Source organism: Streptomyces sp. NPDC096132, from assembly GCF_044763345.1.
In the GTDB taxonomy this organism is placed as follows: domain Bacteria; phylum Actinomycetota; class Actinomycetes; order Streptomycetales; family Streptomycetaceae; genus Streptomyces.
In genome coordinates, this window is sequence record NZ_JBIWGA010000015.1 from 118,472 (window position 1) to 145,030 (window position 26,559).

Below are 26,559 nucleotides of genomic sequence, written 5' to 3' on the forward strand. Positions count from 1 at the left end.
TGCCTGGTCCCGGCGGTCGGCCACCTTGGGCGCGGGACAGGCCACCCTCCACATGACCCGTCCGCGCACGTTTCCGAGAGGGCAACAGACAGCGCCGGCTTCCGCGCCGCCTCCGGCAAGGGCACGGCGCTCGCCACCCGGTACGGCGCGACCTGGGGCCTGGACCGGTTCGACCAGGCCGACCTGCCGCTCGACTCGTCGTACACCTACCCGTCCAGCGCGGGGCAGCGGCGTCACCGCCTACATCATCGACACGGGCGTACGGATCACCCACAGCGACTTCGGCGGGCGGGCCTCGTACGACTACGACGCCGTCGACGACGACTCCACGGCCGACGTGTCCATCCCGGACGCCGGCTCGGCCGTGTACTCGCCGATCACCGTCAGCGGCATCAGCGGCAGCGCCCCGAGCGACCTGTCCGTGTACGTCAACATCGTCCACACCTACCGCGGTGACGTGCTGTCGGTCCACGCCCTCGGCGCGCGGACTACTGCCGCTGGCGCGGGATCAGCGCGGAGGCGGGGGCCAGGCCCCGGCCGTGCGGCGCCTGCGCGGCGATGGGCATGTCGTCGCGCAGGAGTACCTCGGGGATGAGGACGGCTCCGGTGACGCCCCCGTTCGGCGACGGCCGCAGCTCCACGCGCAGGCCCTGCCGGTCGCGCAGCCGGTTCACCACGAACAGGCCGATCTGCTTGGCGTCCAGGAGGTCGACCCGGTCGGACCGGATCTTGGCGTTGGCCTCGCCGAGGGCCTGCTCGTTCATGCCGAAGCCGCTGTCCTCGATCTCGACGAGCACGCCCTCGCGCAGCCGGGCGGCGCGCAGCTGGACCTTGGTGCTGGGCGGGGAGAACGAGGTCGCGCTCTCGACGAGTTCGGCGAGCAGATGGATGACGTCGGCGACCGAGCCGCCCACCAGAGACACCTTCGGCACCGCCCAGATCTGCACGCGCGCGGCGCTCTCGATCTCGGCGACGGCGGCGCGCAGCACGTCCGCCAGCGGGATCGGGTCGCGCCAGCCGCGGCCGGGGGCGATGCCGGAGAGGATCAGCAGGCTCTCGGAGTGGCGCCGCATCCGGGTGGCGAGGTAGTCGACGCGGTAGAGGTCGTCGAGCTCGGCCTGGTCCCGCTGGCGGCGCTCCATGGTGTCGAGGAGGTCCAGCTGGCGGTGGAGCAGCACCTGGCTGCGGTGGGCGAGGCTGACGTACACGCCGGAGATGCCGCTGAGCAGCTCGGCCCGCTCGGACGCGGCCTTGAGGGCGGCTCGCTGAACGGCCGTCAGGGCGGTGCCGAACTGGGCGAGTTCGTCGCCGGCGAGGCGGCGCATGGGGGCCTCGGCGTCGATGTCGACGCCCTGTCCGGCGTGCAGCCTGCGCATGGCCTGCGGCAGCCGGCGGCCGGCCACCTCCAGGGCGGAGTTGCGCAGGTCGAGCAGTTCGACGATCAGGCCGCGGCCGACGAGCACGGAGACCAGCAGCGACAGCAGCACACCGACCAGACCGAGCACGACGGCGACCCCGGAGGCGCCCAGGGTGTCCCAGCCGAACGGGTCGGCCTTCGCGGTCTCCCCCGTACCGGCGTCCGTCTCGGCCGCGGTGAGCCCTTGGAGGACGCCGGACACGGCCTTGTCCCAGCCCGCGAGCGCGGACGCCGAGACGGCCTCTCCCCCGGGCCCGCGGCGCGCACCCGGTTCTCGACCTTCCGCACGCGCGCGTACGCGTCGCCGTCCAGCACCTCGCGGTAGGCGGCGCGATGGGCGGCGTCGAGGTCGGCGACGCCCGGTGCGAGCAACAGGGGCGGGAGGTTGGCTGATCACGCCACCCCACGCTCTGTCCCAGACCGGCCCGAAAGGGACCATGGGCTCTAATGTTGAGCATTAAGTTACCGTGACGCAGGTAACAGTTCCTTCGTATATCTATGCAGGTCAGACGTATTTTCACCGGGCGCACGCGATCTCCATCCCGCGCCCCCGGAGCCTTCACGCCATACGCACAACCGTCAGGATCCGGCCACGACCGTCGCGCCGGGCGCGGGCCCCGCCGCCACGCGCACGCTCCGGCACGTGCCCGACGTCCGCAGCGCGTCCGCGATCTTCCGAGCGGCGGCGGTGTCGCGGGCGAGGTACGCCGTGGTCGGACCGGAACCGGAGACCAGCGCCGCGAGCGCGCCCGCCGCGCGGCCCGCGTCGAGCGTGTCCGCCAGCTCGGGGAAGAGGGAGAGCGCGGCGGGCTGGAGGTCGTTGGAGACCGTGGCGGCGAGCGCGTCCGGGTCGCCGGCGGCCAGCGCGCCGAGGAGTTCCTCGGAGGCGACGGGCTCGGGGATGTCGAGTCCCTCGCCGAGCCGGTCGAACTCACGGAACACGGCCGGGGTCGACAGCCCCTGCCCGGCCATCGCGAACACCCAGTGGAAGGTGCCGCCGACCTCCAGCGGCGTCAGCTTCTCGCCGCGCCCGGTGCCGAGCGCCGCCCCGCCGACCAGGCTGAACGGCACGTCGCTGCCCAGCTCGGCGCAGATGTCGAGGAGTTCGTCACGCGGCGCGCCCGTGCCCCACAGGGCGTCGCAGGCCAGCAGCGCGCCCGCGCCGTCCGCGCTGCCGCCCGCCATGCCGCCGGCGACGGGGATGTCCTTCGCGATGTGCAGGTGGACGCGGGGGTCGCGGTCGTACCGCTCGGCCAGCGCGAGCGCGGCGCGGGCGGCCAGGTTCGTACGGTCCAGGGGGACCTGGGCGGCGTCCGGGCCCTCGCAGGTGACGCGCAGCTCGTCGGCCGGGGTCACCGTGACCTCGTCGTACAGGCCGACCGCCAGGAAGACGTTCGCCAGGTCGTGGAAGCCGTCCGCGCGCGCGGCACCCACCGCGAGCTGGACGTTGACCTTGGCGGGCACACGCACGGTGACGCTCACGCGGCGCTCTCCTTGTTCGGGGCGTGCTCCGCGATCCGGGCGAACTCCTCGACGGTGAGCGACTCCCCGCGTGCCTGCGGGGACACCCCGGCGGCCACCAGCGCCGCCTCGGCAGCCGCCGCCGACCCGGCCCACCCGGCCAGCGCGGCCCGCAGCGTCTTGCGCCGCTGCGCGAAGGCCGCGTCGACGACGCCGAAGACCTCGCGCCTCGACGCCGTGGTCTTGATCGGCTCGGTCCTGCGGGTGAGCGAGACGAGGCCGCTGTCCACGTTCGGGGCCGGCCAGAAGACATTGCGGCCGATCGCACCGGCCCGCTTGACCTCGGCGTACCAGTTGGCCTTCACGGAGGGCACGCCGTACACCTTCGAGCCGGGCGCGGCGGCGAGGCGGTCGGCGACCTCCGACTGGACCATGACGAGGGTGCGCTCGATGCTCGGGAAGGTGTCGAGCATGTGCAGCAGCACGGGCACGGCCACGTTGTACGGCAGGTTCGCGACGAGCGCGGTCGGGGCGGGGCCCGGCAGTTCGGCGACGTGCATCGCGTCGGAGTGCACCAGCGCGAACCGCTCCGCGCGCTCCGGCATGCGCGCGGTGATCGTCGCGGGCAGGGCGGCGGCGAGGACGTCGTCGATCTCGACGGCCGTGACCCGCTCGGCGACCTCGAGGAGGGCGAGGGTGAGGGATCCGAGGCCCGGTCCCACCTCGACGACCACGTCGTCGGCGCGCACCTGTGCGGTACGGACGATACGGCGGACCGTGTTCGCGTCGATCACGAAGTTCTGGCCGCGCTGCTTGGTGGGACGTACGCCGAGGACCGCCGCGAGTTCACGGATGTCGGCGGGACCCAGGAGGGCGTCGGGGGTGGGGCTGCTCACGGGACAAGGGTACGGGGGCGCCCCGGCTACGAACGCAGGTGCGCCCCGCAGTGCGGCCAGGGACTCGCCCCGCGCCGTACGTACAGCTTCTTCGCGCGCAACGTCTGTTCCGCCGCCGGGGCGTCCTGGGGGCGGCCGGTGCCGCCGAGGCTGTGCCAGGTGCGGGTGTCGAACTGGTACAGCCCGCCGTACGTCCCCGACGGGTCGACCGCGTCGGGGCGGCCGCCGGACTCGCAGGCCGCCAGGCCCCGCCAGTCCAGGCCGTCGGCGCCCCGCACGGACGTCGGCAGTGGCTTCGTGCCGACCTTCACCAGCTGGGTACGCGGCCGGCGCACGACCTCGGTCCTGGTCCGCCGCGGCTTCTGCCGCACGCCGTTGACGGTGCGCAGGAAGTACGTGACCCGTCGCAGCCCGGGCTGTCCGGCCCGCTCCACGACCTCCGTGCCCCGGAAGAGGGAGGGGTCGCCGGTGCGGCGCACGTCGAACGGGATCGGCTCCTCGTGCACCTCCCTGCTGCCGGTGATCCGCAGCACGGTGACCGTCTGCCCGTCGCGCGGGAAGCTGCCGGGCGCGACGGAGGTGGTGTCCTGGCCGCGCAGGGTGATCCCGGCCTCCTCGACCGCCTCGCGCACGGTCGCCGCGTTGGTGCGGATGGTGCGGGCACGGCCGTCGGCCATGACCGTCACGGACCGCTCGGTGCGCACGTCCAGCGCGAGCCCCTCACGCCCGATGCGCCGGGTGCGCGCGAGGGAGAGGTACGCGCCCTGCGCGCGCACCCCGAGCTGTTCGAGCGCCTCCTGCACGGTGTGGGCCGTCGTCCACAGCTCGTGCCGCTGTCCGTCCAGGGTGAGCCGGACCGGACGCCCGTACTCCACCGCGACCTCGTCGCCGCTGGACAGGGCCGTGCCCGGGGCGGGCGCCACCACGTCGTGCGCCCCCACGGCCACGCCCTCCTCCGCCAGCAGCTCGGTCACGTCGTCGGCGAAGGTGTGCAGGGTGCGCTCCTTGCCGTCGACGGTCAGCTCCACCGCCTTGTCCTTGGCGACGAAGGCGGTGGTGCCGCCGGCCAGGAACGCGACGACGAGGGCCTGCGGCAGCAGGCGGCGCATGGCGGAGTCCGGGCGCTCGACGGAACGCGCCCTGCGCCGGCGCGCGGCCCGCCCGCCCGCCGCCGGGGGCACCGGTGCGCCCTGCTGCGGCAGCAACGGCTCCGGCAACTGGAGCGTCTTGGGCGGCGGGGGCGCCTCGTAGGCGGGCCGGTAGGTGTCCTCGTACATCTCGGGCGATGTGGGGACGCCGTACGCGACGGTCTCCGCGGTGTGCAGGTCGACGGCGTACGGTCCGCCACCGCCGTAGGGCTCGTGGTACTGCTGGGAGTTGCTCACGCCGACACGCTCCAGGGGTCCGGATCGGGCCCCCAGAACCTAGCGGAGCAACCGTCACTCTCCAAAGCGGCGCGGCTACCCAGAGTTGTGTTCGGACGGCTCGCCGCAGGTCTCGACGGGCCGTGGCGAGCCGTGGCGGCTCGCGGCGGGTCGCGACCGGTCGCGACGGGTCGTGGCGGGTCGTGGCGGGTCGTGGCGGGTCGTGGCGGTCAGTAGTCGAACGCGCGGGCGGTGTTGGCGCCCAGCGCCGTCGCCAGGGTGTCCTCGTCGACGCCCCGTACGGCGGCCATGGCACGCACCGTGACGGGCACGAGGTAGGGCGCGTTGGGCCGGCCGCGGTAGGGCGCCGGTGTCAGGAAGGGGGCGTCGGTCTCCACCAGGACCAGCTCCAGCGGGGCGACGGCGAGGGCGTCGCGCAGGTTCTGGGCGTTCTTGAAGGTGACGTTGCCCGCGAAGGACATGAAGTAGCCGGCGCGGGCGCAGATCTCGGCCATCTCGGCGTCGCCGGAGTAGCAGTGGAAGACGGTGCGCTCGGGGGCGCCCTCCTCCTTCAGCACGCGCAGGACGTCCGCGTGGGCGTCGCGGTCGTGGATGACCAGGGCCTTGCCGTGCCGTTTGGCGATCTCGATGTGGGCGCGGAAGGAGCGCTCCTGCGCCTCCTTGCCCTCGGGACCGGTGCGGAAGTAGTCCAGGCCGGTCTCGCCCACGCCCTTGACGTGCGAAAGCGCCGCCAGGCGGTCGATCTCGGCGAGCGCCTCGTCGAGCGCCGCCGCGCCCCCCGGCTCGCGTGCGCCCTGCCGGGACCAGCCGTCGGGGTCGCCGTGGACGATCCGCGGGGCCTCGTTGGGGTGGAGTGCCACGGCCGCGTGGACGTTCTCGTACGCGGCGGCCGTCTCGGCGGCCCACCGCGAGCCCTTGATGTCGCAGCCCACCTGGACGACCGTGGTCACCCCGACCGACGCGGCCTTCGCGAGGCCCTCCGCCACCGTGCCGGACTGCATGTCGAGGTGGGTGTGGGAGTCGGCGACCGGCACCCGGAGGGGGGCCGGCAGGGGCGGCGCGGCGTTCTTGCCCTGCTCGCCGAGCCGGCCGGAGCTGTTCGAAGACATGCTCCGATCCTACGAAAGGAGCACACCCCGCCCGGCCGGCCCCGTGCCCGTCCCGCCCGCGCGGGAATCCGGCCGCTCAGCTCGCCTTGCGCTGGAAGGGGTGCAGGAGATCCGACAGATGCCAGTGATGGGGTTCCTTGGCCCGCGCGGGCCCCTCGCTCACCGGCACCTCGGGCACCTCCACCGGTCCCGCCTGGGGCACCGGGCGCTCGCGCCGGGCCGCGCTGAGCACCGACGACACCTGGCCCGCCCGCATGATGCGCACGACGTGCCCGTCGCAGTTCTGGCACGCGGGGCGGCTCAGCGGCGACGGCACGACCCGCCCGTCCGCCACGTACTGGACGAACTCGTGGCCGCCGGCGTCGACGTGGTGCTCTATCGCGTACGACTGCTCCCAGCCGTGCCCGCAGCGCATGCAGGCGAACGAGTACGACTCGTGCACGACGGGGGTGGCCGCGTTGCGCAGGCCGGTGGTCTGCCCTGTGATCTCGCTCATGGCAGCTCCTCTTGTCCGCTGGACGAGGGACGGTTGTGTGTCCCTGCACCCAGTGGACGCCTGCGGCGGAGCCGATGCACCGGCCCTGTCGAGTGTTGGAGCCGATTTGGAGTTTCCTTGCCGTAGCGGGCTCGCGCAGGGGGGTTTCGCTTTGCCTTCCACGACCGCTCTTTGCCCGCACATGGGGCGCACGCTCAAACGGCATGCGCCCTGCTCAGAGGGGGTGTGAGCGGATTCACGACACTCCTGTGAGCCCCTTCACGACACCCTCGGGAGCCTCACATTCCCCCGGCGTTCTTCGCCGCCACCACCGCGTCGAAGACCTCCCTCTTCGGCAGCCCCGCCTCCGCCGCGACCGCCGCGATCGCCTCCTTGCGGCGCTCGCCGGCCTCCTCGCGCACGCGGACCCGCCGCACCAGTTCCGCCGCGTCGAGCTCCTCGGGTCCGCGCTCGGGCGCGCCGGAGACGACGACGGTGATCTCGCCGCGCACGCCCTCCGCCGCCCACTGGGCCAGCTCGCCGAGCGGGCCGCGCCGGACCTCCTCGTACGTCTTGGTCAGCTCACGGCAGACGGCGGCGCGCCGGTCCGCGCCGAACACCTCGGCCATCGCGGCGAGCGTGTCGTCGAGCCGGTGCGGGGCCTCGAAGTACACGAGGGTGCGGCGCTCCTCGGCGACCTCCCGCAGCCGCGACAGCCGCTCCCCCGTCTTCCGCGGCAGGAAGCCCTCGAAGCAGAAGCGGTCGACGGGCAGCCCGGACAGCGCGAGCGCGGTGAGCACGGCGGACGGCCCGGGCACCGCGGTGACCCGGATGTCCTGCTCCACCGCGGCCGCGACCAGCCGGTACCCGGGGTCGGAGACCGACGGCATGCCCGCGTCCGTGACGAGCAGCACCCGCGCGCCGTCGAGCAGCTCTGCCACGAGCTCGGGCGTACGGGCGGACTCGTTGCCCTCGAAGTACGACACGACACGCCCCTTGGGCGTCACCCCCAGCGCCTGGGTCAGCCGGCGCAGCCTGCGGGTGTCCTCGGCGGCGACGACATCGGCCCCGGCCAGCTCCTCCGCGAGCCGCGGTGGGGCGTCGGAGACGTCACCGATGGGCGTACCGGCGAGAACGAGGAGTCCGGGCGTGGTGGCTGGCGTGTCTGTCACGCGTCCATCCTCGCAGGCGTCACAAGCCCGGCATGAACGGCCGAGTAGGGCCCATGCACGGGACTCACACAGACCTGTTCCCTACGATGGCGCGGTGACCAGTACCGCGTCCTCCATGGACTCCACGGGCTCCACTGACCACCGGCCCGCACCGACAGCCCACGACATGCCCGACGAGGCGCCCGACCGGCGGCCGTCGTCGTGGCAGCAGCGGCTGCGCCGATTCGGCTACACGGCGGAGCCCGCGGGCGACGTCCGCGAACGGCTGGTGCCGCCGTACGCGCGGCCCGGCGAGCGGATCTGGCAGGTGATCGGCCAGACGCCGGCATGGGGCGACCGATTCGTGCGCTGGTCTGCCTGGGGCGGCCCGCTGACGGTGATGTTGCTGGCGGGCGCGATCCGGTTCTGGAACGTGAACAAGCCGAGGAAGGTGATATTCGACGAGACGTACTACGCGAAGGACGCGTGGGCTCTCGTCCACCGCGGGTTCGAGGTCAACTGGGACAAGACCGCCAACGACGCCATCCTCTCCTCGGGCGGTCACGTCCCCATCCCGACGGACGCGGCGTACGTCGTGCATCCGCCGGTCGGGAAGTACGTGATCGGGCTGGGCGAGCTGATGTTCGGGTTCAACCCGCTCGGCTGGCGCTTCATGACCGCCCTGCTGGGCACCCTGGCGGTCCTGATGCTGTGCCGGATCGGCCGCCGGATCTTCCGCTCCACGTTCCTCGGCTGCCTCGCGGGCGCGCTGATGGCGGTGGACGGCCTGGCCTTCGTGATGAGCCGCACCGCGCTGCTCGACGGGGTGCTGATGTTCTTCGTGCTGGCGGCGTTCGGCGCGCTGGTCATCGACCGCGACAAGGCGCGCGAACGGCTGGCCGCGGCGCTCCCGGTCGACGTGGACGGCCGGGTCCGCCCGGACGCCCACATCGCGGAGACCGCGAGCCTGGGCCTGCGTCCCTGGCGCTGGGTGGCGGGCCTGATGCTGGGCCTGGCCATCGGCACCAAGTGGAACGCGCTGTACATCACGGCCGCGTTCCTCCTGATGACGCTGCTGTGGGACGTCGGTTCCCGCAAGGTGGCCGGCGCCCGCCACCCGTACGCGGCGGTCCTGAAGCGCGACACGGGCCTGACGTTCCTGGCCACGGTCCCGGTCATGCTCGTCACCTACCTCGTGTCCTGGACCGGCTGGATCCTCTCGCCCGCCGACGGCTCGGGCGGCTACTACCGCAACTGGGCGGCCACCGACGGCAAGGGCGGCCACTGGACCTGGCTGTTCCCGGACTGGCTGCGCAGCCTGTGGCACTACGAGCACGAGGTGTACGAGTTCCACACCCACCTCACCTCGCCGCACAACTACCAGTCGAACCCGTGGAGCTGGCTGGTCCTGGGCCGCCCGGTCTCGTACTTCTACGAGTCCCCCTCGCCCGGCGTGGACGGCTGCCCCACAGACGCGGGCGAGAAGTGCGCCCGCGAGGTCCTGGCCATCGGCACCCCGCTGCTGTGGTGGGCGGCCTGCTTCGCCCTGCTGTACATCCTGTGGCGCTGGCTGTTCCGCCGCGACTGGCGCGCGGGCGCGATCGCCTGCGGCATCGCGGCCGGCTACCTCCCCTGGTTCATGTACCAGGAGCGCACGATCTTCCTCTTCTACGCCGTCGTCTTCCTGCCGTTCCTGTGCCTCGCGGTGGCGATGATGATCGGCGCGATGGTCGGCCCACCGGGCTCCAGCGACACCCGGCGCGTGGCGGGGGCGACCGGAGCGGGCGTCCTGGTGCTGCTCATCGCCTGGAACTTCATCTATTTCTGGCCCCTGTTCACCGGCACCTCCATCCCGATCGACAACTGGCGGTCGCGGATGTGGATCGACACGTGGGTCTAGCGCCCATGCCCGACGAGCGGTACGCCCGGCTTGCCGCCGAGCACCTTCCCGGGGATCTCGCCCGGCGCTGGACGGAGCTCCTGCGCCCGTGCGTACGCCTGCGGCGGGCCGCCGACGGCGAGCGGGCGGCGGCCACGCTCGGCGGGCGCCCGGCACTTCCGGAAGGGGTCGGTTGGCCCGCCCGGCCCGGTCACGGGCCGCTCGCCTTCGTCGCCTCGGTGCGGTGTGCGCAGTTGCCGCGCAAGGGCGTCAGCGAGCGGTTCCCCCAGGACGGAACCCTGCTCTTCTTCCGCTACGACGGTCAGGGCGACGAGGACGCCGTCGTGGGCGGCCGTGACGCGGAGGCCGGGGCCAGGGTGCTGTACATCCCGGAGGACACCCCGGTCCTCGTGACGGACGCGCCCCCGGACGTGGACGTGTTCCCCCGCGTGGAGCTCACCGCGGAGCCGGAGCAGAGCGCACCCGACCTGTGGCTGCCCCGGGCCCGGCAGGCCCTGCTCGGCGAGGGCCGGCTCTGGCCGCACCCCCGCGAAACCCCGTCCGAACTCAAGCCGTTCCTCCGCGCCTTCGGACGCCTGCGCACCCGCGTCGGCCACCAGATCGGCGGCCACGCCGTGCCCGTCCAGGGCCCGGTGGAGTACGAGATCGCGAACGCCGAACTCGGCGGCTCCGGCACCTGGGGCGACGAGCCCCTGGACCGGGAGGCCGAACGCTGGGTCCTGCTGGCCCAGTTCGACAGCGACAGCGACGCGCATATGACGTGGGGCGACGCGGGCACCCTCTACTGGCTCATCCGCCCGGAGGACCTCGCCACCCACCGCTTCGACCGGGCCCGGCTCACCGTGCAGTGCTAGGGCCTGTCCGATTGCTCAGTCGAGGATCGCCGTCGCCTCGATCTCGACCAGGTGCTCGGGGATGTGCAGGGCCGCGACGCCCAACAGCGTGGCCGGCGGTGTCGGCGTGACGCCCAGCCGGGCGAACGCGCGGGCCGCGCCCTCCAGGAACTGCGGCATCTTCTCCGGCGTCCAGTCGACGACGTAGACGGTCAGCCTCGTGACGTCGTCGAAGGAGGCGCCGGCCCCGGACAGGGCGGTGCCGACGTTGACGTAGCACTGCTCGACCTGGGCGGCGAGGTCGCCCTCGCCGACCGTGACGCCCTCGGCGTCCCAGGCGACCTGCCCGGCGACGGAGACCAGCCGCGAACCCGTCCCGACGGACACCTGCCGGTAGGCGTCGATCTTCGGCAATCCGCTGGGGTTCATCAGGGTGACGGACATGGGGGGCCTGCCTTCCGTGCGCTTCCGTGCTCTCTTGTGGTTACCGGGGAACCGTAGGAGAGTGGCCGCTGACATGGAAGAACGCACTTTTCGGTGACTGGGGAACCTGATGGTGACCAAGCAGTACACGGGCTCGCCCGAGGAAGCGGCGGATCTGAGGCGCGCGGACTCCCTGGGGCGCGAGATCTTCTCGGACGTCGCCAACAAGTGGGCGCTCCTGATCATCGAGGCCCTCGGTGAACGCACCCTGCGCTTCAGCGAGTTGCGCAACGAGGTGGAGGGGGTCAGCCACAAGATGCTCACCCAGAACCTGCGCATGCTGGAACGCAACGGCCTGGTCGAGAGAAAGGTGCACCCCACCGTGCCGCCGCGCGTCGAGTACACGCTGACCGAGCCGGGCCTGGGACTGCGGGCCACGGTCGACGGAATGTGCGCGTGGACCCACCGGTACGTCCGTCACATCGAGGACTCCCGCCGCCGCTTCGACGCGCCCGCGCCCGCGCCCGAGTGACCGTAACTCCGTCGCGTGGCCCGTACAGCTACCGCTAGCGTGCCGTCCATGACGACCGCAGCCGGCGCCCATCCCCGTTTCGCCGAGGCCCTCCACGACCTCGGGCTCGACGACCTGCACTCCCGCATCCGCCGCTTCCCGGACGCGACCCGCACCGCCGCCGAGGCGGCCGCCGCGATCGGGTGCGAGCTGAGCCAGATCTGCAAGTCACTGATCTTCGCGGCGGACGGGGAGCCGGTGCTGGTGCTGATGGACGGGGCGTCACGCGTCGACGTGGAGCTGGTGCGGAAGGAACTCGGGGCGCGGAAGGTGACCCGGGCCGCCGCCGACGTCGTACGGGAGACGACCGGGTACGCCATCGGGGGCGTGCCGCCGTTCGGGCACCGTACGCGCACGCGTGTCCTCGCCGACCGGAGCCTGCTCGCGCACGACGTCGTGTGGGCCGCCGCCGGGAACCCGCACGCCGTCTTCCCGATGGCCCCCGACGCCCTCGTCGAACACGCCTCTGCCACCCTCGTGGACGTGCGCGAGCGCACCTCGTGACGCCACTGGTGACCGCGGCGGTCCTGCTCGCCGCGGTCACCCATGCCAGTTGGAACGCCATCGCCCACCGGATCACCGACAAGCTCGTCGGCTTCACGCTGATCGCCGGCGGCGGGATGCTCATCGGGCTGGCCCTGGCGCCGTTCACCGCCTTCCCGGCGGCCGCGGCCTGGCCGTACCTGCTCCTGTCCGCCGTCATCCACATCGCGTACCAGTCGCTGCTGATGCGGTCCTTCCGGCTGGGCGACTTCGGTCAGGCCTACCCCATCGCCCGCGGCTCGGCGCCCCTCGTCGTCACCGTCCTCGCCGCCGTGTTCGCGCACGAGGTGCCCGACGGCTGGGCCGCCGCCGGCGTCGCGCTGTCCTGCGCGGGCCTGACCGGCGTCGCCCTGTGGGGGCTGCGCGGGCGGCGGCCGAACTGGGCGGCGATCGGCGCCGCGCTGGCGACCGGCCTGACCATCGCCGCGTACACGGTCGTCGACGGCCTCGGCGTCCGCGCCTCCGGCTCCTCCCTCGGCTACATCGCCTGGCTGATTGCCCTTCAGGGGGTGGCGATCCCCGCGTACGCCCTCACCCGCTGGCGCGGCGGGACCGTCGCCGTCCTGCGCCCGTTCGTCACCCTCGGCCTCCTCGGCGCCGCCCTGTCCGTCGCCGCGTACGCCCTGGTCCTGTGGGCCCAGACCCGAGCCGAACTGGCCCCCATCGCCGCGCTGCGCGAGTCGTCGATCCTCGTCGGAGCGGCGATCGGCGCCCTCTTCTTCAAGGAACACTTCGGTGCCCCGCGCATCGCCGCGGCCGCGCTGCTCGTGCTCGGCATCGGACTGATGCTGCACGCGGGGTAACCGGCGGCGGCGCGGTGACCGCGGCTGCCGAACGTCCGTTTGACGCGCCCGGGTTCGATGAGGGAGGGGGCGCCGGGGTCGGTGTGCGGCCCGTGGCCGGGGTGCGCCCGCGCTGTGCCGTATGGGTGCGGGCGGGCGTCCGGAGGAGCACCCTGGAAGCAGGAGTTCCGGAGGTGATCCCCATGTCGCACACCACTGTCGGATGGCACGTCGAGCTGGAGTTCAAGGAGGACGAGCAGCACACGGATGCGGCGGCGCTGGTCCGGCTGCCCGACGGGACCGAGGTACGGGCCCACGGGCACGCCAGCCGGCACCAGATCGACGCCAATCAGCCCCGGGTGGGCGAGGAGATCGCGGGTGCCCGCGCCCTCAACGAGCTCGCCATGCAGTTGCTGACCAAAGCCCACGGGGAGATCGACGACGCGTCGGGGCGGACGTCCCACCCCATCAACATCTAGCCGGCGATCGCCGCCCGTACCGCCCGCAAGAGCGCCTGCGCCCGCGGGTCCGCCGTCACGCTCGTCCGGAAGCCGTTGGTGACGTAACCGAAGGCGATGCCGGACTCGGGGTCCGCGAGGCCGAGGGCGCCGCCGCGGCCGGGGTGGCCGAAGGAGGTGGGGGAGAGCAGCGGGGACGCGCCGCCGTGCAGCATGTATCCGAGGCCGAACCGGGTGTTCACGACGAGCACCCGGTCGGGCCCCGCCGACTGCTCGGCACGCGCCAGCTCCACCGTCTCCGGGGTGAACAGCCGTACCCCGCCCTCGACTTCGCCGATCAGCGTGGCGTAGAAGCGGGCCAGTCCGTCGGCGGTGGCGATGCCGTTGGAGGCGGGGAGGGCGGCCGCGCGGTAGGCGGGGTCGTTCTCGTCGGGCAGGGGGGTGATCGCGGCGAAGGCGCGGCGGGTGAGGGAGCCGGGGTCGGCGTAGGCGTCGGCGACGGACCGCTTCGGCCGGGTCCGCAGGCCCCCGGTCGGCGCCGGCGCGTCGATCTGCCCCACGCGCCCCACGCGCGCGCTCTGCGCCCGCGGCAGCCCCAGCCACAGATCGGCTCCGACCGGCCCGGCGATCTCGTCGGCGATCCACTCGCCGACAGTCCGCCCGGTGACCCGCCGCACCAGTTCCCCGGTCAGCCAGCTGTACGTCTGCGCGTGGTAGCCGTGGTCGGTGCCCGGCTCCCAGGCGGGCGCCTGCGCGGCGACCGCCGCCGCGCCCAGGTCGGGGTCGGCGGCCTCGGCGGGCGTCAGGGGACGGTCGAGGACGGGCACGCCGGCGCGGTGCGCGAGCAGGTCCCGCACGAGGGTCCGCTCCTTGCCGGCCGCCTTGTACTGCGGCCAGTACGTCCCCACGGGCGCGTCCAGGTCCAGCTGTCCGCGCTGGTGCAGCAGCAGGAGTACGGCGGCGGCGACGCCCTTGGTCGCGGACCGCACGATCTGCGCGGTGCCCCGCTCCCAGGGAGCCGTGCCGTCGACGTCCCGGGTCCCGCCCCACAGGTCGACGACCTTGTGCCCGTCCCGGTAGACGGTCACCGCCGCGCCCCGGTCCCCGAGCATCTCGAAGTTCCGTACGAACGCCTCGCGGACCGGCTCGAACCCCTCGGCCACCGCACCGTTCACGTCCACGTCCGTACGTCCTTCTGCTCGCTCGACTCGCCTTCGACCTTGCGGTCAACAGCTGCGACGAGCCTGCGATTCCTGCGTCTCGTCAGCCCAGGATGATCGTTACATCGATGTTGCCGCGGGTGGCGTTCGAGTACGGGCACACCTGGTGGGCCGCGTCCACGAGCTTCTCGGCGAGACCCTGGTCGAGGACGGGGAGCGAGACGCTGAGGGCGACCGCGAGGCCGTAGCCCTTGGTCTTGTTCGGTCCGATGCCGACCTTCGCCGCGACCGTCGATCCGGTCAGGTCGTAGCCCGCGCGGTTGCCGACGAGGATCAGCGCGTTGTGGAAGCAGGAGCTGTAGCCGGCCGCGAAGAGCTGTTCCGGGTTGGTGCCGTTGCCGTCGCCGCCCAGCTCCGGCGGCATCGCCACCTTCAGCTCGATCTGGCCGTCCTGGCTGGTCACATACCCGTCGCGACCTCCGTGCGCGGTCGCCTCGGCTACGTACATGATCTTCGTCGGACGGGTGTCGACGGCGTCGACGGCGGCACCTTCGCTCACAGCGGGACCTCCCCCAGAAACGTTCCCCTAGTTACATCGTGCACAAGGTACCGGCCGGTAGGTCGGTGCGCTCCTACCAGGGGGTAGTAACCGCGGGTAACTTCAGATCGGAACTACCGCGTGCGGCCCGCCGCGCCGTGCGCCCGTTCCGCGAGCCCCCACAGCTCCTCACGCAACCGCGCGACCTCCGCCGCCTCCAGCCCCGTCGCGGTCATCAGGGCGCCGGGAACGCGCGCCGCGCGCCCCTTCAGTTCCTCGCCGCGCCCGGTGCAGGCGACGAGCACCGAGCGCTCGTCGTGCTCCGAGCGCTCCCGGCGGACCAGGCCGGCCGCCTCCAGGCGTTTCAGCAGGGGCGACATCGTGCCGTAGTCGAGCCGCAGGGCCGCCGCGAGCTCCTTGACGGTGGTCTCGCCGCGTTCCCAGAGGGCCAGCAGCACGAGGTACTGCGGGTAGGTCAGCCCGAGCTCGTCCAGGACGGGCCGGTAGGCGGACGTCACCGCCCGCTGGGCCGCGTACAGGGCGAAGCACAACTGCTCCTCCAGCAGCGGCGTACGCTCGGCCGTCCGGTTCTCGTCGGTCACGCGCCCATTCGTCACGCGCCCATTGTGACGGAGCGCGGGTCGAACCCGAAGGGCAGCTCCAGACGATGGGCGTTCATCAGGGACTCGTCGGCGAGCAGTTCGCCCGTGCGGCCGTCCGCGGCGATCACGCCCTCGCTGAGGATCAGCGAGCGCGGGCACAGTTCCAGGGCGTACGGCAGGTCGTGCGTGACCATCAGCACGGTCACGTCCAACGAGCGTAGGATGTCGGCGAGTTCGCGGCGGGAGGCGGGGTCGAGGTTGGAGGACGGCTCGTCCAGGACGAGGATCTCCGGTTCCATCGCGAGCACCGTCGCGACGGCGACCCGGCGGCGCTGGCCGAAGGAGAGGTGGTGCGGCGGGCGGTCCTTGAAGTCGGACATGCCCACCTGGGCCAGGGCCCGGTCCACCCGGTCCTCCAGTTCCGGGCCCTTCAGACCGGCCGCCGCCGGGCCGAACGCCACGTCCTCGCGGACCGTCGGCATGAACAGCTGGTCGTCCGGGTCCTGGAAGACGATGCCGACCTTGCGGCGGATCTCGGCCATGTGCCGCTTGCCGACGGGCAGTCCGGCGACCGTCACCGCGCCCGCGCCGCCGGTCAGGATGCCGTTGAGGTGCAGCACGAGGGTCGTCTTGCCGGCGCCGTTCGGGCCGAGCAGCGCGACACGCTCCCCGCGCGCGAGGGCGAAGTCCACGCCGAACAGGGCCTGGTGGCCGTCGGGGTAGGCGAAGGCGAGGCCGGAGACCTCCAGGGACATCTCAGTCACAGGGTCCATCCCAACACGCAGACGGCCAGCGCGGCGAACGGGAGCGCGAGCGCGTACGTCCACTGCGCCCGGGACGCGGTCACCTCGTCGATCACCGGCATCGCACCCGCGTACCCCCGGCTGACCATGGCCAGATGGACGCGCTCCCCGCGCTCGTAGGAGCGGATGAACAACGCGCCCGCCGACTTCGCGAGCACCCCCCAGTGCCGTACGCCCCGCGCCTCGAAACCGCGCGACTCGCGTGCGATCCGCATGCGCCGCATCTCGTCGGTGATGACGTCGCCGTAGCGGATCATGAAGGACGCGATCTGGACGAGCAGCGGGGGCAGCTTCAGCCTCTGGAGGCCGAGGAGCAGCTCCCGCAGCTCCGTGGTGGCCGCGAGGAGCACGGAGGCGGCGACGCCCAGGGTGCCCTTGGCGAGGACGTTCCAGGCTCCCCAGAGGCCGTTCACGCTGAGGGAGAGACCGAGGACGTCGACCCGCTCGCCCTCCGCCACGAACGGCATCAGCACGGCGAACGCGACGAACGGCACCTCGATCAGCAGACGTTTGAGCAGGAACCCTGCGGGCACGCGCGCGTGACGCGCGACGAACGCGAGCAGGACGGCGTACAGGCCGAACGCCCACATCGCCTCCCGCGGCGTCGACACGACGACGACCACGAAGGCGAAGACGGCGGCGAGCTTGGTGTGCGGCGGCAGACCGTGCACGGGCGAGTGCCCGTGCCGGTACAACCGGTGCGCGTGTCCGGCGCCCACGGCGTCAGACGCTCTCTACGGCGGTGGGCGAGGCGTCCGCCGTACGGCGCCGGCGCACCGCCCAGAACACCGCGCTGCCCGCGACGACGGTCACTCCGACGCCGATCACGCCCGCGAGGCCGCCGGACAGCCGGGCGTTCGTCACGTCCTCGACGCCGTAGTCGGCGAGCGGGGAGTCGGAGGTCGCGTGCTTCTCGGTCGTCTGGTCGATGCCGTGGTCGGCGGCGACCTTCTCCAGGCCGTCGGGGTTGGCGGAGGCGTAGAAGCTGACGAAGCCGGCGAGGACGAGGGAGGTGACGAGACCGGTCGCCCACAGCGTGCGGCGGGAGGTACGCGCCGCGACGGGCGCCGTGCGCGCCCCCTCGGCGGCGGGTACGTCGACGAGCTCGCCGTTCACGCGCAGCTTGAGCCTCTGCTGCAGGCCGCGCGCGCCGTACACGAGATCCGGCCGTACGGCGATCACGGCGCCCACGGTCAGCGCGGTGATCGCGGCCTCGCCGAGGCCGATCAGCACATGCACGCCGACCATCGCGGTGGCGACCTTGCCGATCGCCACGTCGGTGGTGCCGCCGATCCAGTAGAGGAACGTGAAGGCCACGGCCGCGGCGGGGACGGACAGCAGGGCGGCGACGAAGGACGCGGCGGTGACGGTCCGCCGGGTGCGCGGCAGCACCTTCACCAGGCCGCGGAAGACGGCGTACGACACGACCGTGGTCACGATCGCCATGTCGGTGATGTTCACGCCGAGTGCGGTCAGGCCGCCGTCCGCGAAGAGGATGCCCTGCATCAGCAGGACCACGGACACGCACAGGACCCCTGTGTAGGGGCCCACGAGTATCGCGGCCAGGGCACCGCCCAGCAGATGGCCGCTGGTGCCCGCCGCGACGGGGAAGTTCAGCATCTGCACGGCGAAGATGAACGCCGCGACGAGGCCGGCCAACGGCGCCGTGCGCTCGTCGAGCTCACGGCGCGCGCCGCGCAGGCTCACGGCGATGGCGCCCGCGGCGACGACTGCGGTCACGGCGGAGGTCGGGGCGTCGATGAATCCGTCGGGTACGTGCACCGTTCGATGATAGTGGCTTAATGCGAATGGTTCGCAAGAGCGAGATGCTCGTGAATTGGGCCCGGCAAGGGACGCACAGGTATCGCACATGTGAGATACGCCTGCCCGGAGGAGCGCATTCCGGAAAATATGCGACATTGGAGGGGGAGTGAACGCACAGCTTCCCCACAGGTCACTCAGGGTGAGAGGGCGGCCGATGTCTGTAATCGAGCAGTACGCGCGAGCCCACATCGTCACGGACGCGGACCTCCTCGAGGAGGAACACGAAGCCGTCCCCGTCGTCCTGCGCTACGACTCCGAGGACGACCCCCGCTCGGTGTGCGTCGGCCTTCCCGGCCGGCACGAGTGGACCTTCGCGCGCGCCCTCCTCGAACAGGGCCTGCGCGCTCCCGTCGGCAGCGGAGAGGTACGGGTCTGGCCGCTCGGGCGGGTCCAGGCGGTCGTCGAGTTCCACTCGGCGCACGGCGTCTCGGTCGTCCAGTTCGAGTCGAAGGCCCTCCTGCGGTTCCTGCGCCGCACCTACATGGCCGGGCAGCCGGTCACCCACTGACCGGCGTGCCGCGGACCCTCTCGGGGCTCAGCCGCCCATCTTGAGCAGGGCCGCCACGATCGGGCCCGCCGTGTCGCCGCCGTGGCCGCCCGCCTGGACGACGCCCGCCGCGGCGAGGTCGCCGCGGTAGGCGGTGAACCAGCCGTTGGGCTTGTCCTGCCCGTCGACCTCCGCCGAGCCCGTCTTCGCGCCGTCGTCGGGTCCGAGCCCGGACATCGCCTCGGCGGCGGTGCCGTAGGCGGCGGTGTAGTTCATCAGCTCCCGCAGCTGCGACAGCGTGGACGCGGACATCGTGCGCGAGGCCGTGGCGAGCGTGCGGCCGTCCACCTTCGGCGACACCAGGTACGGCTGGTGGAAGGTGCCCGACTTCACCGTCGCGGAGACCGACGCCATGTTCAGCGGGTTCATCCGCACCCCGCCCTGGCCGATCAGCGAGGCCGCCATCTGGGCCGCCGACTGCACCGGCACCGAGCCGTCGAAGGACGGGACGCCGATGGCCCAGTTGTTCATCGACAGGCCGAACACCTGCTGCGCCTGCTGGGTCAGGCTGTCGTTGTCGAGGTCGCCGGCCTGGCTGATGAAGGCCGTGTTGCAGGAGCGGGCGAAGCTGGCCTTGAAGGTGCCGCCCTTGATCTGGAAGTCGTCGTCGTTGTGGAACTTCCAGCCGCCGTAGGTGAACGTCTTCGGGCACGGGTGCACCTTGTCCGCCGCCGCCAGCCCCTTCTCGATCAGCAGCGACGACGTGATGACCTTCATGGTGGAGCCGGGCGCGAGCGAGCCGTTGAAGGCGGTGTTGAAGCCGTGGCCGGTGTTCGCCACCGCGAGGATCTCGCCGGTGGAGGGGCGCAGGACGACGACGGACGCGCGCGCGGTCTTCGCGACCTGCTGCTCGGCGGCGGCCTGCAGGGTCGGGCTCAGTGTCGTCCTCACCGTGCCCGGGGTGCCCTTGCTGAGCTCCAGGAGGGTCTTGTCGGAGGCCTTCTTCGCCTTCGACGCCTTGCCGCGCACCACCCGCAGCTCGACGCCCGCCGTACCGCCCGCCTTCTTGCCGTACTTCTCGCGCAGTCCGTCCAGCACGGTCCCGAGGGAGGGGTACTTCGCGGCGGTGATCTCACCGCCGTCGCGGTCCAGCGCCTTGACCGGCGGGTCGCCCGCCTCACCGGTCACCAGGGTGTCCCCGTCGGACAGGTCGGGGTGCACCACGGACGCGTGCCAGTCCACGGTCGCCCTGCCGTCCTTCGCCCGCCGTACGACGGTCAGCGCGCTCTCGTACGAGACCGGCTTGCTGACCTTCTTGTACGTGACCGTCCCCGTCACGGAGAAGGGGACCTTGTCGCCCGTCCGGGTGCCGGCCTCGAGGGTGACGTCCGTGATGTGGGCGTCCTTGGTGTAGCCGGTGAGCAGGGCGGTGGCGGCCGTGGCGTCGTCGGTGGCGGCCGCCGCCTTCGCGACCGAGCCCTGCTGCCAGGCCGTGAGGAACGTCCGCGCCGCGGTGGTGACCTCGGTCGCCGACAGCGGGCCGGTCTTGACCACCGGCTTCAGCTTGGCCGCCGCAGCGTCCTCGGCCGCGGCGCCGCCGCCGTACAGCGCGTACACGCCGAATCCGGCGCCGCCGACGACGACGGCGACCATGCCGCCGACGACGGCGGGCCGTCGCTTACTGCGCCGCTCGTCGACGCGCCTTCTCTTGCCCACTGCCGTGATCCTCCGGATCCCCAGGGGCCCCCTATGCCCCGCTGCCCTCGTTGCCCTCACTCACCCCAACGACGGCAACCACCCTAGAGTCCCGTGCTGTGGGGGTGACGTCACGTGTGACGTCAGCCACCCACCTGTTACGGACTTGAATCAGCGGCTCGGGAGATACGTCACCCGGCCTGCAGCACCTGCTTGACCAGCGGGCCGGACGCGTCGACGCCGTGGCCGCCGTCCAGGACCATGGCCGCGGCCGCGACGTCGTCGCGGTAGCCGGTGAACCAGCTGTTGGACTTGGCCTGTCCGTCGACCTCGGCGGAGCCGGTCTTCGCGCCGATGCTGCCGCCGCCGAGACCGGACATCACCTCGGCGGCGGTGCCGCTGGTCGCGGTGCGGTTCATCATGGCGCGCAGTTGCTGGACGGTGCCGGCCTTCAGCCCACGCGCGTGTGCCAGTTCACGGTCGTCGAGGCTCTGCGGCACGATCACCGGCTGTCGGAAGGTGCCCGTCATCGCGGTGGCCGTCACCGACGCCATGTTCAGCGGGTTCATCTGGACCTGGCCCTGCCCGATCAGGTTGGCCGCGGTGTCGGGGCCGCCGGAGGCGGGGACGGAGCCGTCGAAGGACGGGATGCCGGTCTTCCAGTCGAGGCCGATCCCGAAGCGGTCCCTGGCCTCGTTGGTCAGGGAGTCGACCTTCACCTCGTCGGCGAACTTCACGAAGGCCGTGTTGCAGGAGCGCGCGAAGCTCTCCGAGAGCGTCGCGTTCTCGTTCGGGGGCATGTTCTTGATGTTGTGGAAGGTCTGGCTCTCCGAGACGGCCGACGGCGGACAGGGCGCGGGCCCGTTCGCGGTGGTGAGACCGTTGTCGATGAGCGTGGCCGCGCTGAGGATCTTCAGGGTGGAGCCGGGCGCGACCTGCCCCAGGAACGCGGCGTTCCAGCCGTCGTCGCGGTTGTTGGCGACCGCCAGCACCTCACCGGTGCTCGGCTTGACGGCCACCACCGACGACTCGTCGTACTTCGTGACCGCATTCTCCGCGGCGGCCTGCACACGCGCGCTGAGGGTGGTGGGCAGCTTGCCCGCCTTGCCCTCCGAGAGGGTCAGCAGCGGGGTGTCGGCGACGTCCGGGGCGGCGTGGTGGATCGCCAGCTCGATGCCGGGCGTGCCGCCCGCCTTGTCGCCGTACTTGCCGCGCAGCTCGTCCAGGATCGGCCCGAGCGACGGGTACTTCTCCTTGGTCAGCACCTTGCCGTCGCGGTCCACGGCCTCGATCGGCGGCGCCGACGCCTCGCCGGTGACCAGCGTGTCGTCCATGTCCTTGAGCTCGGGATGGACGACCGACGGCTCCCAGTCCACCAGCGCCTTCCCGGTGGTGACCCCTCGCACCACGGTCAGTTCGCTCTTGTAGTCGAGCGGCTTCGACTTCCCCTCGTACGACACCGTCGCCTTGACCGTGAACGGCACACTGTCCCCGGCAGCCGTGCCCGGTGTGATCTTCACCTGGGTGATGTGCGCGCCCTGGCCGTACGAGGTCAGCAGCGGCTCCGCCTTCTCGGCGTTGTTGGTGAGCGCGGCCGCCGCGGCCGCCTGTCCCTTCTCCCACGCCGCGAAGAACTTGGTGCTGGCGTCCTTCACCTCGGCACTGCTCGGCGGCCCGGTCTTCACCGGCGCCGGTCCCCCGCCCGCCCCCGAACCGCCGTCTCCGTTCAGCGCGTTCACGATGTTGAAGGCGCCGTAGCCGGCTCCGCCCACCATCACGGCGAACACCGAGCCGACTATGGCCGCCTTTGCCCCCTTGCGCATGTGCGAACCCTCCCCGTTGAGCCCTTGCGAGCAGTTTCTGAACACGTTCAGAAAACTCTGTTCGGGTTCACAGTAAACGGAAAGAGTGAACCGGGGGGCCACAGTTGCCGGAATCGTTAGCCCTACTTGTCCAACCACGTACGTGAACACCGGCCGTCGATACGGATGGCGGGCGGGTACGGCACCGTCACAGTCGCCACGTGTCGGAGTACTGGATGTGCAGACGCGCGGGCACGTGGCGTCGGGTCCGGGTGTGCGGCCAGGGTCCGTGGCCGAGTTCGACGCAGAAGTGCCCGGCGCCGGGGTGGCGGTACGCGTGGGACGGGGCTTCGTCGACGAGGCCGCGCAGCGCGGTGCCGTGTTCGCGGAACGCGGTGGAACTGCCCACGACGAAGAGGGTGTGCGCCGCGATGTCGAAGGCGAGGTGGTCGCGGTACTCGCGGTGGCGTCGCCTCGCGTGGTCGATGGCCGCCTCGTCGGGGAAGTCCCGGTCCGGGGTGGTCGCCGTGCGGAGTTCGCCGGCGCCGAGCCGCGCCCGGACCCGCTTCCACGACGCGGTCGGGAACTGCAGGCTGTGATGGACCAGGACCAGGTCCAGCGAGACCGGCGCGCCGTCGCCCGCGACGCCGTCGGGGACCGGGTTGACCCGGAGGGGGAGATGGACCAGCGAGCGGGCGGACCGGGCGGCCAGCGCCCACAGGGCGACGAGCTGGGCCGCGCCCTCCCGGTCGGCGTACATCGACAGCCAGTGGCCGTCGTCGCGCAACGCCAGCCGTACGGGGGCCGGCGCCGGCCGGATCACCCGGAACTCGGTGCCGCCCTGCCGGACCTTGTGGACGCGTACGGGCTGTTCGCTCAACAGTTCCCCCCGGAGTGAGCACCTGAGCCCGGATGATGCCATGCCGCAGCCGGCAGGGGGCCGGCCAATGACACGGCTCAACAGCAGGGCACGCACAAGGGCGGCGCGCCCGACCCTCTGGAGCGAGGGTCGGACGCGCCGCCGGTGTGGAGCGTCGGATCAGTGGCGGTCGCCGCCGTGGTAGCGGTGGTCGCCACGGTCGTAGCGGTCGCCGCCGTGGTGGCGGTGGTCCCCGCGACGGTCGTAGCGGTCACCGCCGTGGCGGCGGAAGCCCCAGGACTCGTCGTCGACGAAGCGGCCGCGGTCGTTGCGCAGGGTGGCCGTGTCGTGGCGGTCGTCCCAGACCTCACGGCGGCGGTCCTGGTACACGTCACCACGGCTGTCACGGCCCTCACCGGTGTGGACGCGGACGGTGGAGCGGGCTTCCAGGCGGTAGTGGCGGAACGTGTAGGTGTCGCCGTCCTCGTTCGACAGCGTCCAGCCGTCCAGGTTGACGGTGTGGCGGGTGTTGTTGGTGAGCTCGACCCACTCCTTGTTCAGGGAACGGTTGGAGCGGTCGAAGCGGCCCGGTGCGTCGTACTGCACGGCGCTGATCTCCACCTTCGGCCGGTCGAAGCGCGGGTAGTCGGCGGCGGACGCCGGCAGTGCCACGGCCCCGATGACTCCGGCGGCCGCGAGCGAGGCGGCGGCCAGACGGCGGGCGGAAACAAGGCGTACGGACACAAGGTCTCCTTGCGTGGTGCGAGTTGTGGCCGGTCGACCACAGGACCCACACATTGGCCGCGAAACCCGTCCGGTTTGGGCTGTCCGCGCCTCCTGTTACGAATCGCCCACATAGCGGTGACACTCATCTGTAATATCCATCTATGCGCTGAACACAAGAAGGCCCATACCCCGCAAGCCCCATGGCACCCGGCACCACACCACCTCTCACCCGAAAGTGGGTCACAGGGGATACAGGGGACTTGACGCGCAAAAAGAAGCCGGTGAGGGCGCCCCGTCCCCACGGAACCCTCACCGGCGGTCTTTCGGACGAGCGGTCGGATCACGCTCGCACGGCACGCGTCACACGCGTACCAGCTCCCGGTCCTCGTCCGGGTCCGTGTCCTTCGCGCCGTCCGACGCGCGCAGTCCCTCGCCCTCGACGTCCACGTTGGGCAGGGCGCGGTCCAGCCACTTCGGCAGCCACCAGGCCTTCCTGCCGAGCAGGGCGAGGACCGCCGGGACGATCGCCATGCGCACCACGAAGGCGTCGAAGAAGACGGCGATCGCGAGACCGAAGCCGATCATCTTGATCATGGACTCGCTGGAGCCGATGAAGCCGGCGAAGACGGCCATCATGATGACCGCGGCGGCGGCGACCACCCGGGCGCTGTACTTGAAGCCGGTCACGACGGCCTGGCTCGGGCTCTCGCCGTGGACGTACGCCTCGCGCATCCGGGTCACGAGGAACACCTCGTAGTCCATGGCCAGGCCGAAGACCACGCCCACCATGAAGATCGGCATCATCGACATGATCGGGCCGGTCTCCTCGACGCCGATCAGGCTCGCCAGCCAGCCCCACTGGAAGACCGCGACGACGGCGCCGAGCGCGGCCAGCACGCTGAGCAGGAAGCCGAGGGCTGCCTTCAGCGGGACGAGGATCGAGCGGAAGACCACGATCAGCAGCAGGAAGGCCAGACCCACGACGAGGCCGAGGTACGGGATCAGCGCGTCGGTGAGCTTCTGCGAGAAGTCGATGTTCATGGCCGTGGTGCCGGTGACCAGCACGTTGGCGTCCGTGTCGGCCGTCACGCCGGTGCCCGCGTCGCGGATGGCGTGCACCAGGTCCTCGGTCTGGGCCGAGGACGGCTTCGACTCCGGGATGACCGTGATCATCGCGGTGTCGCCGGCCTTGTTGAAGGTGGCGGGGGTGACGGTGACGACGTCGTCGAGGCCCTTGACCTCGTCGGTCACGGCGGTGGCCGCGGCCTCGGGGTCGGCGCTGTCCTTGGCGTCCACGACGACCATCAGGGGGCCGTTGAAGCCGGGGCCGAAGCCCTCGGACAGCAGGTCGTAGGCGCGGCGCTGGGTGGTGGAGGTGGGCTGCGAGCCGTCGTCGGGCAGGCCCAGTTCCAGCTGGGTGGCCGGGAGGGCGATCGCGCCCAGGCCGAGTACGCCGAACAGCAGCACGGCGACGGGACGGCGGACGACGAAGCTCGCCCAGCGGGCGCCCATGTTGGGCTTGGCGACGGCCGGGCCGTCGGCGGACTGCTTCGCCTTGCGCCGGCCCAGCAGCTTGCCCTTCTGGTCGGCAGGGCGGACCTTGCGGCCCGCGTAGCCGAGCAGCGCCGGGATCATGGTGAGGGCGATGAGGACGGCGACGACGACGGTGCCGGCCGCCGCGAGACCCATCTTGGTCAGCATCGGGACGCCGACGACCGAGAGTCCGGCCAGCGCGATCACGACGGTGAGCCCGGCGAAGACGACCGCCGAGCCCGCGGTGCCGGCGGCCCGGCCGACGGCTTCCTCGCGGTCGCGGCCCTCGGCCAGTTCGGTCCGGTAGCGGGAGACGATGAACAGCGCGTAGTCGATGCCGACGGCGAGACCGATCATCAGGGCGAGGGTGGAGGTGGTGTCGCCGAGGTCGAGCGCGCTGGCGAGGGCGGTGATGGTGGAGACGCCGATACCGACGCCGATGATCGCCGTCAGCAGCGGCAGTCCGGCCGCGACGAGCGAGCCCAGGGTGACGACGAGGACGATCGCGGCGAGGGCGAGGCCGATGATCTCGCCGAGGGCCTCCTGCCCGGCCTGGGCCTGGAGCGCGTCGCCGCCCATCTCGACGGTCAGTCCGGCGTCCCTGGCCTTGTCGGCGGTGGTCTCCAGGGCTTCCTTGGAGGAGTCCTTCAGCTCCTGGGACTTCGCCTCGAACTTCACGGAGGTGTAGGCGACCGTGCCGTCCTTGCTCACCGCGTTGGTCGTGTACGGGTCACTGACGGAGACGACCTCGGAGCCGTCCCCCAGCTCCTTGACCGTCTTCGCGACCGTCGCCTTGTTCGCGGCGTCGGTCATCTTCTCCCCGTCGGGCGCCTTGAAGACGACACGCGCGGTGGCGCCGTCGGCACTGGAGCCCGGGAAGCGCTGTTCCAGCAGGTCGAAGGCCTTCTGGGCCTCCACCCCGGGGATCGAGAAGGAGCTGGAGCCGGCGGCGGGCGCGGAGGCCGCGCCGACGCCCGCGAGCGTCAGCAGGGCTATCCAGATCAGGGCGACGAAGTGCCGCCGCCGGAACGAGAACCGGCCGAGTTTGTAGAGGAACGTGGCCACGGAGGCGTACTCCCGGTCAGGTCGTGGGGTGTGGGGGCCTGTGTCAGGCCCTCGAGGGCAG

Annotated in this window: 27 protein-coding genes and 1 pseudogene; 8 read left to right on the forward strand and 20 right to left on the reverse strand. The window is 72.1% G+C overall.

Features of this window, described 5'->3' with window-relative positions; all coding sequences use genetic code 11:
• Nucleotides 1–150: 150 nt before the first annotated feature.
• Nucleotides 151–334, forward strand: a pseudogene (locus tag ACIRF9_RS31735) (S8 family peptidase); the annotation flags it as partial.
• Here the strand turns inward: ACIRF9_RS31735 and ACIRF9_RS31740 are convergent.
• The 8 genes from ACIRF9_RS31740 to rsmI form a co-directional block, all read right to left on the reverse strand.
• Nucleotides 304–435, reverse strand: coding sequence for a hypothetical protein (locus ACIRF9_RS31740; RefSeq protein WP_403829046.1), 132 nt, complete (start codon nucleotides 433–435; stop codon nucleotides 304–306). The pseudogene ACIRF9_RS31735 and the gene ACIRF9_RS31740 sit on opposite strands and share 31 nt — an antisense overlap.
• A gap of 53 nt (nucleotides 436–488) precedes the next feature.
• Nucleotides 489–1,619, reverse strand: a complete 1,131-nt coding sequence (locus ACIRF9_RS31745; protein ID WP_403829048.1) for a sensor histidine kinase — start codon at nucleotides 1,617–1,619, stop codon at nucleotides 489–491.
• A gap of 377 nt (nucleotides 1,620–1,996) precedes the next feature.
• A complete protein-coding gene (locus ACIRF9_RS31750; protein ID WP_403829050.1) occupies nucleotides 1,997–2,899 on the reverse strand; it encodes a 4-(cytidine 5'-diphospho)-2-C-methyl-D-erythritol kinase in 903 nt (300 codons plus the stop codon).
• Nucleotides 2,896–3,774, reverse strand: coding sequence for a 16S rRNA (adenine(1518)-N(6)/adenine(1519)-N(6))-dimethyltransferase RsmA (rsmA, locus tag ACIRF9_RS31755; RefSeq protein WP_403829053.1), 879 nt, complete (start codon nucleotides 3,772–3,774; stop codon nucleotides 2,896–2,898). The genes ACIRF9_RS31750 and rsmA overlap by 4 nt, the downstream gene beginning before the upstream one ends.
• A gap of 26 nt (nucleotides 3,775–3,800) precedes the next feature.
• A complete protein-coding gene (locus tag ACIRF9_RS31760; RefSeq protein WP_403829056.1) occupies nucleotides 3,801–5,159 on the reverse strand; it encodes a ubiquitin-like domain-containing protein in 1,359 nt (452 codons plus the stop codon).
• A gap of 209 nt (nucleotides 5,160–5,368) precedes the next feature.
• Nucleotides 5,369–6,268, reverse strand: a complete 900-nt coding sequence (locus ACIRF9_RS31765; RefSeq protein WP_403829059.1) for a TatD family hydrolase — start codon at nucleotides 6,266–6,268, stop codon at nucleotides 5,369–5,371.
• Nucleotides 6,269–6,344: 76 nt separating this feature from the next.
• Nucleotides 6,345–6,764, reverse strand: coding sequence for a hypothetical protein (locus tag ACIRF9_RS31770; protein WP_403829062.1), 420 nt, complete (start codon nucleotides 6,762–6,764; stop codon nucleotides 6,345–6,347).
• 278 nt (nucleotides 6,765–7,042) lie between these two features.
• Nucleotides 7,043–7,915 (reverse strand): 16S rRNA (cytidine(1402)-2'-O)-methyltransferase, encoded by an 873-nt coding sequence (gene rsmI, locus ACIRF9_RS31775; RefSeq protein WP_403829065.1) that lies wholly within the window; start codon nucleotides 7,913–7,915, stop codon nucleotides 7,043–7,045.
• Between the two features lie 94 nt (nucleotides 7,916–8,009).
• On the opposite strand from rsmI, the gene ACIRF9_RS31780 reads away from it, so the two are divergent.
• Together ACIRF9_RS31780 and ACIRF9_RS31785 are read left to right on the forward strand one after the other, a co-directional pair.
• The gene (locus ACIRF9_RS31780; RefSeq protein WP_403829067.1) at nucleotides 8,010–9,794 is read left to right on the forward strand and encodes a dolichyl-phosphate-mannose--protein mannosyltransferase; all 1,785 of its coding nucleotides are present in this window, start codon (nucleotides 8,010–8,012) and stop codon (nucleotides 9,792–9,794) included.
• Between the two features lie 5 nt (nucleotides 9,795–9,799).
• Nucleotides 9,800–10,648, forward strand: coding sequence for a YwqG family protein (locus ACIRF9_RS31785; protein WP_403829070.1), 849 nt, complete (start codon nucleotides 9,800–9,802; stop codon nucleotides 10,646–10,648).
• Nucleotides 10,649–10,663: 15 nt separating this feature from the next.
• Here the strand turns inward: ACIRF9_RS31785 and ACIRF9_RS31790 are convergent, their stop codons facing one another.
• Nucleotides 10,664–11,071 carry a RidA family protein gene (locus ACIRF9_RS31790; protein WP_403829072.1) on the reverse strand — a complete coding sequence of 136 codons (408 nt, stop codon included), beginning with the start codon at nucleotides 11,069–11,071 and terminating at the stop codon, nucleotides 10,664–10,666.
• Nucleotides 11,072–11,180: 109 nt separating this feature from the next.
• Between ACIRF9_RS31790 and ACIRF9_RS31795 the strand changes: the two genes are divergently transcribed.
• From ACIRF9_RS31795 to ACIRF9_RS31810, 4 genes are all read left to right on the forward strand, one after another.
• Nucleotides 11,181–11,582 carry a winged helix-turn-helix transcriptional regulator gene (locus ACIRF9_RS31795; protein ID WP_403829074.1) on the forward strand — a complete coding sequence of 134 codons (402 nt, stop codon included), beginning with the start codon at nucleotides 11,181–11,183 and terminating at the stop codon, nucleotides 11,580–11,582.
• A 48-nt stretch (nucleotides 11,583–11,630) separates the two neighbouring features.
• Nucleotides 11,631–12,125: a YbaK/EbsC family protein gene (locus ACIRF9_RS31800; RefSeq protein WP_403829077.1), complete on the forward strand. Its 495-nt coding sequence runs from the start codon at nucleotides 11,631–11,633 to the stop codon at nucleotides 12,123–12,125.
• Nucleotides 12,122–12,967, forward strand: a complete 846-nt coding sequence (locus ACIRF9_RS31805) for an EamA family transporter (protein ID WP_403829079.1) — start codon at nucleotides 12,122–12,124, stop codon at nucleotides 12,965–12,967. Before ACIRF9_RS31800 ends, ACIRF9_RS31805 begins: the two co-directional genes overlap by 4 nt.
• Nucleotides 12,968–13,149: 182 nt before the next feature.
• Nucleotides 13,150–13,425, forward strand: coding sequence for a DUF1876 domain-containing protein (locus ACIRF9_RS31810; RefSeq protein ID WP_403829082.1), 276 nt, complete (start codon nucleotides 13,150–13,152; stop codon nucleotides 13,423–13,425).
• Here ACIRF9_RS31810 and ACIRF9_RS31815 read toward each other — a convergent pair.
• From ACIRF9_RS31815 to ACIRF9_RS31840, 6 genes are all read right to left on the reverse strand, one after another.
• Complete coding sequence (locus tag ACIRF9_RS31815) at nucleotides 13,422–14,585, reverse strand: serine hydrolase domain-containing protein (protein ID WP_403829084.1); 1,164 nt, start codon at nucleotides 14,583–14,585, stop codon at nucleotides 13,422–13,424. The genes ACIRF9_RS31810 and ACIRF9_RS31815 overlap by 4 nt on opposite strands.
• An 82-nt stretch (nucleotides 14,586–14,667) precedes the next feature.
• Complete coding sequence (locus ACIRF9_RS31820) at nucleotides 14,668–15,072, reverse strand: organic hydroperoxide resistance protein (protein WP_403829442.1); 405 nt, start codon at nucleotides 15,070–15,072, stop codon at nucleotides 14,668–14,670.
• Nucleotides 15,073–15,236: 164 nt separating this feature from the next.
• The gene (locus tag ACIRF9_RS31825) at nucleotides 15,237–15,719 is read right to left on the reverse strand and encodes a MarR family winged helix-turn-helix transcriptional regulator (RefSeq protein ID WP_403829086.1); all 483 of its coding nucleotides are present in this window, start codon (nucleotides 15,717–15,719) and stop codon (nucleotides 15,237–15,239) included.
• Nucleotides 15,716–16,477, reverse strand: coding sequence for an energy-coupling factor ABC transporter ATP-binding protein (locus ACIRF9_RS31830; protein WP_403829089.1), 762 nt, complete (start codon nucleotides 16,475–16,477; stop codon nucleotides 15,716–15,718). Before ACIRF9_RS31830 ends, ACIRF9_RS31825 begins: the two co-directional genes overlap by 4 nt.
• On the reverse strand, nucleotides 16,465–17,226 hold the full coding sequence (gene cbiQ / locus ACIRF9_RS31835; RefSeq protein ID WP_403829092.1) for a cobalt ECF transporter T component CbiQ: 762 nt from the start codon (nucleotides 17,224–17,226) through the stop codon (nucleotides 16,465–16,467). The genes ACIRF9_RS31830 and cbiQ overlap by 13 nt, the downstream gene beginning before the upstream one ends.
• 4 nt (nucleotides 17,227–17,230) lie before the next feature.
• Nucleotides 17,231–18,289, reverse strand: a complete 1,059-nt coding sequence (locus ACIRF9_RS31840; RefSeq protein ID WP_403829094.1) for an energy-coupling factor ABC transporter permease — start codon at nucleotides 18,287–18,289, stop codon at nucleotides 17,231–17,233.
• Nucleotides 18,290–18,485: 196 nt separating this feature from the next.
• Between ACIRF9_RS31840 and ACIRF9_RS31845 the strand changes: the two genes are divergently transcribed.
• Nucleotides 18,486–18,839 (forward strand): SsgA family sporulation/cell division regulator, encoded by a 354-nt coding sequence (locus tag ACIRF9_RS31845; RefSeq protein ID WP_403829097.1) that lies wholly within the window; start codon nucleotides 18,486–18,488, stop codon nucleotides 18,837–18,839.
• A gap of 27 nt (nucleotides 18,840–18,866) precedes the next feature.
• On the opposite strand, the gene ACIRF9_RS31850 is transcribed toward ACIRF9_RS31845, so the two are convergent.
• The 5 genes from ACIRF9_RS31850 to ACIRF9_RS31870 form a co-directional block, all read right to left on the reverse strand.
• On the reverse strand, nucleotides 18,867–20,534 hold the full coding sequence (locus ACIRF9_RS31850) for a penicillin-binding transpeptidase domain-containing protein (RefSeq protein ID WP_403829100.1): 1,668 nt from the start codon (nucleotides 20,532–20,534) through the stop codon (nucleotides 18,867–18,869).
• 170 nt (nucleotides 20,535–20,704) lie between these two features.
• Nucleotides 20,705–22,336 carry a penicillin-binding transpeptidase domain-containing protein gene (locus tag ACIRF9_RS31855; RefSeq protein WP_403829103.1) on the reverse strand — a complete coding sequence of 544 codons (1,632 nt, stop codon included), beginning with the start codon at nucleotides 22,334–22,336 and terminating at the stop codon, nucleotides 20,705–20,707.
• A 187-nt stretch (nucleotides 22,337–22,523) separates the two neighbouring features.
• Entirely contained in the window at nucleotides 22,524–23,195 is a 672-nt protein-coding gene (locus tag ACIRF9_RS31860) for a hypothetical protein (RefSeq protein WP_403829107.1), read from the reverse strand.
• Nucleotides 23,196–23,354: 159 nt separating this feature from the next.
• Nucleotides 23,355–23,918, reverse strand: coding sequence for a lamin tail domain-containing protein (locus ACIRF9_RS31865; protein ID WP_403829110.1), 564 nt, complete (start codon nucleotides 23,916–23,918; stop codon nucleotides 23,355–23,357).
• Nucleotides 23,919–24,260: 342 nt separating this feature from the next.
• A complete protein-coding gene (locus ACIRF9_RS31870) occupies nucleotides 24,261–26,498 on the reverse strand; it encodes an MMPL family transporter (RefSeq protein ID WP_403829112.1) in 2,238 nt (745 codons plus the stop codon).
• Between the last annotated feature and the right edge of the window lie 61 nt (nucleotides 26,499–26,559).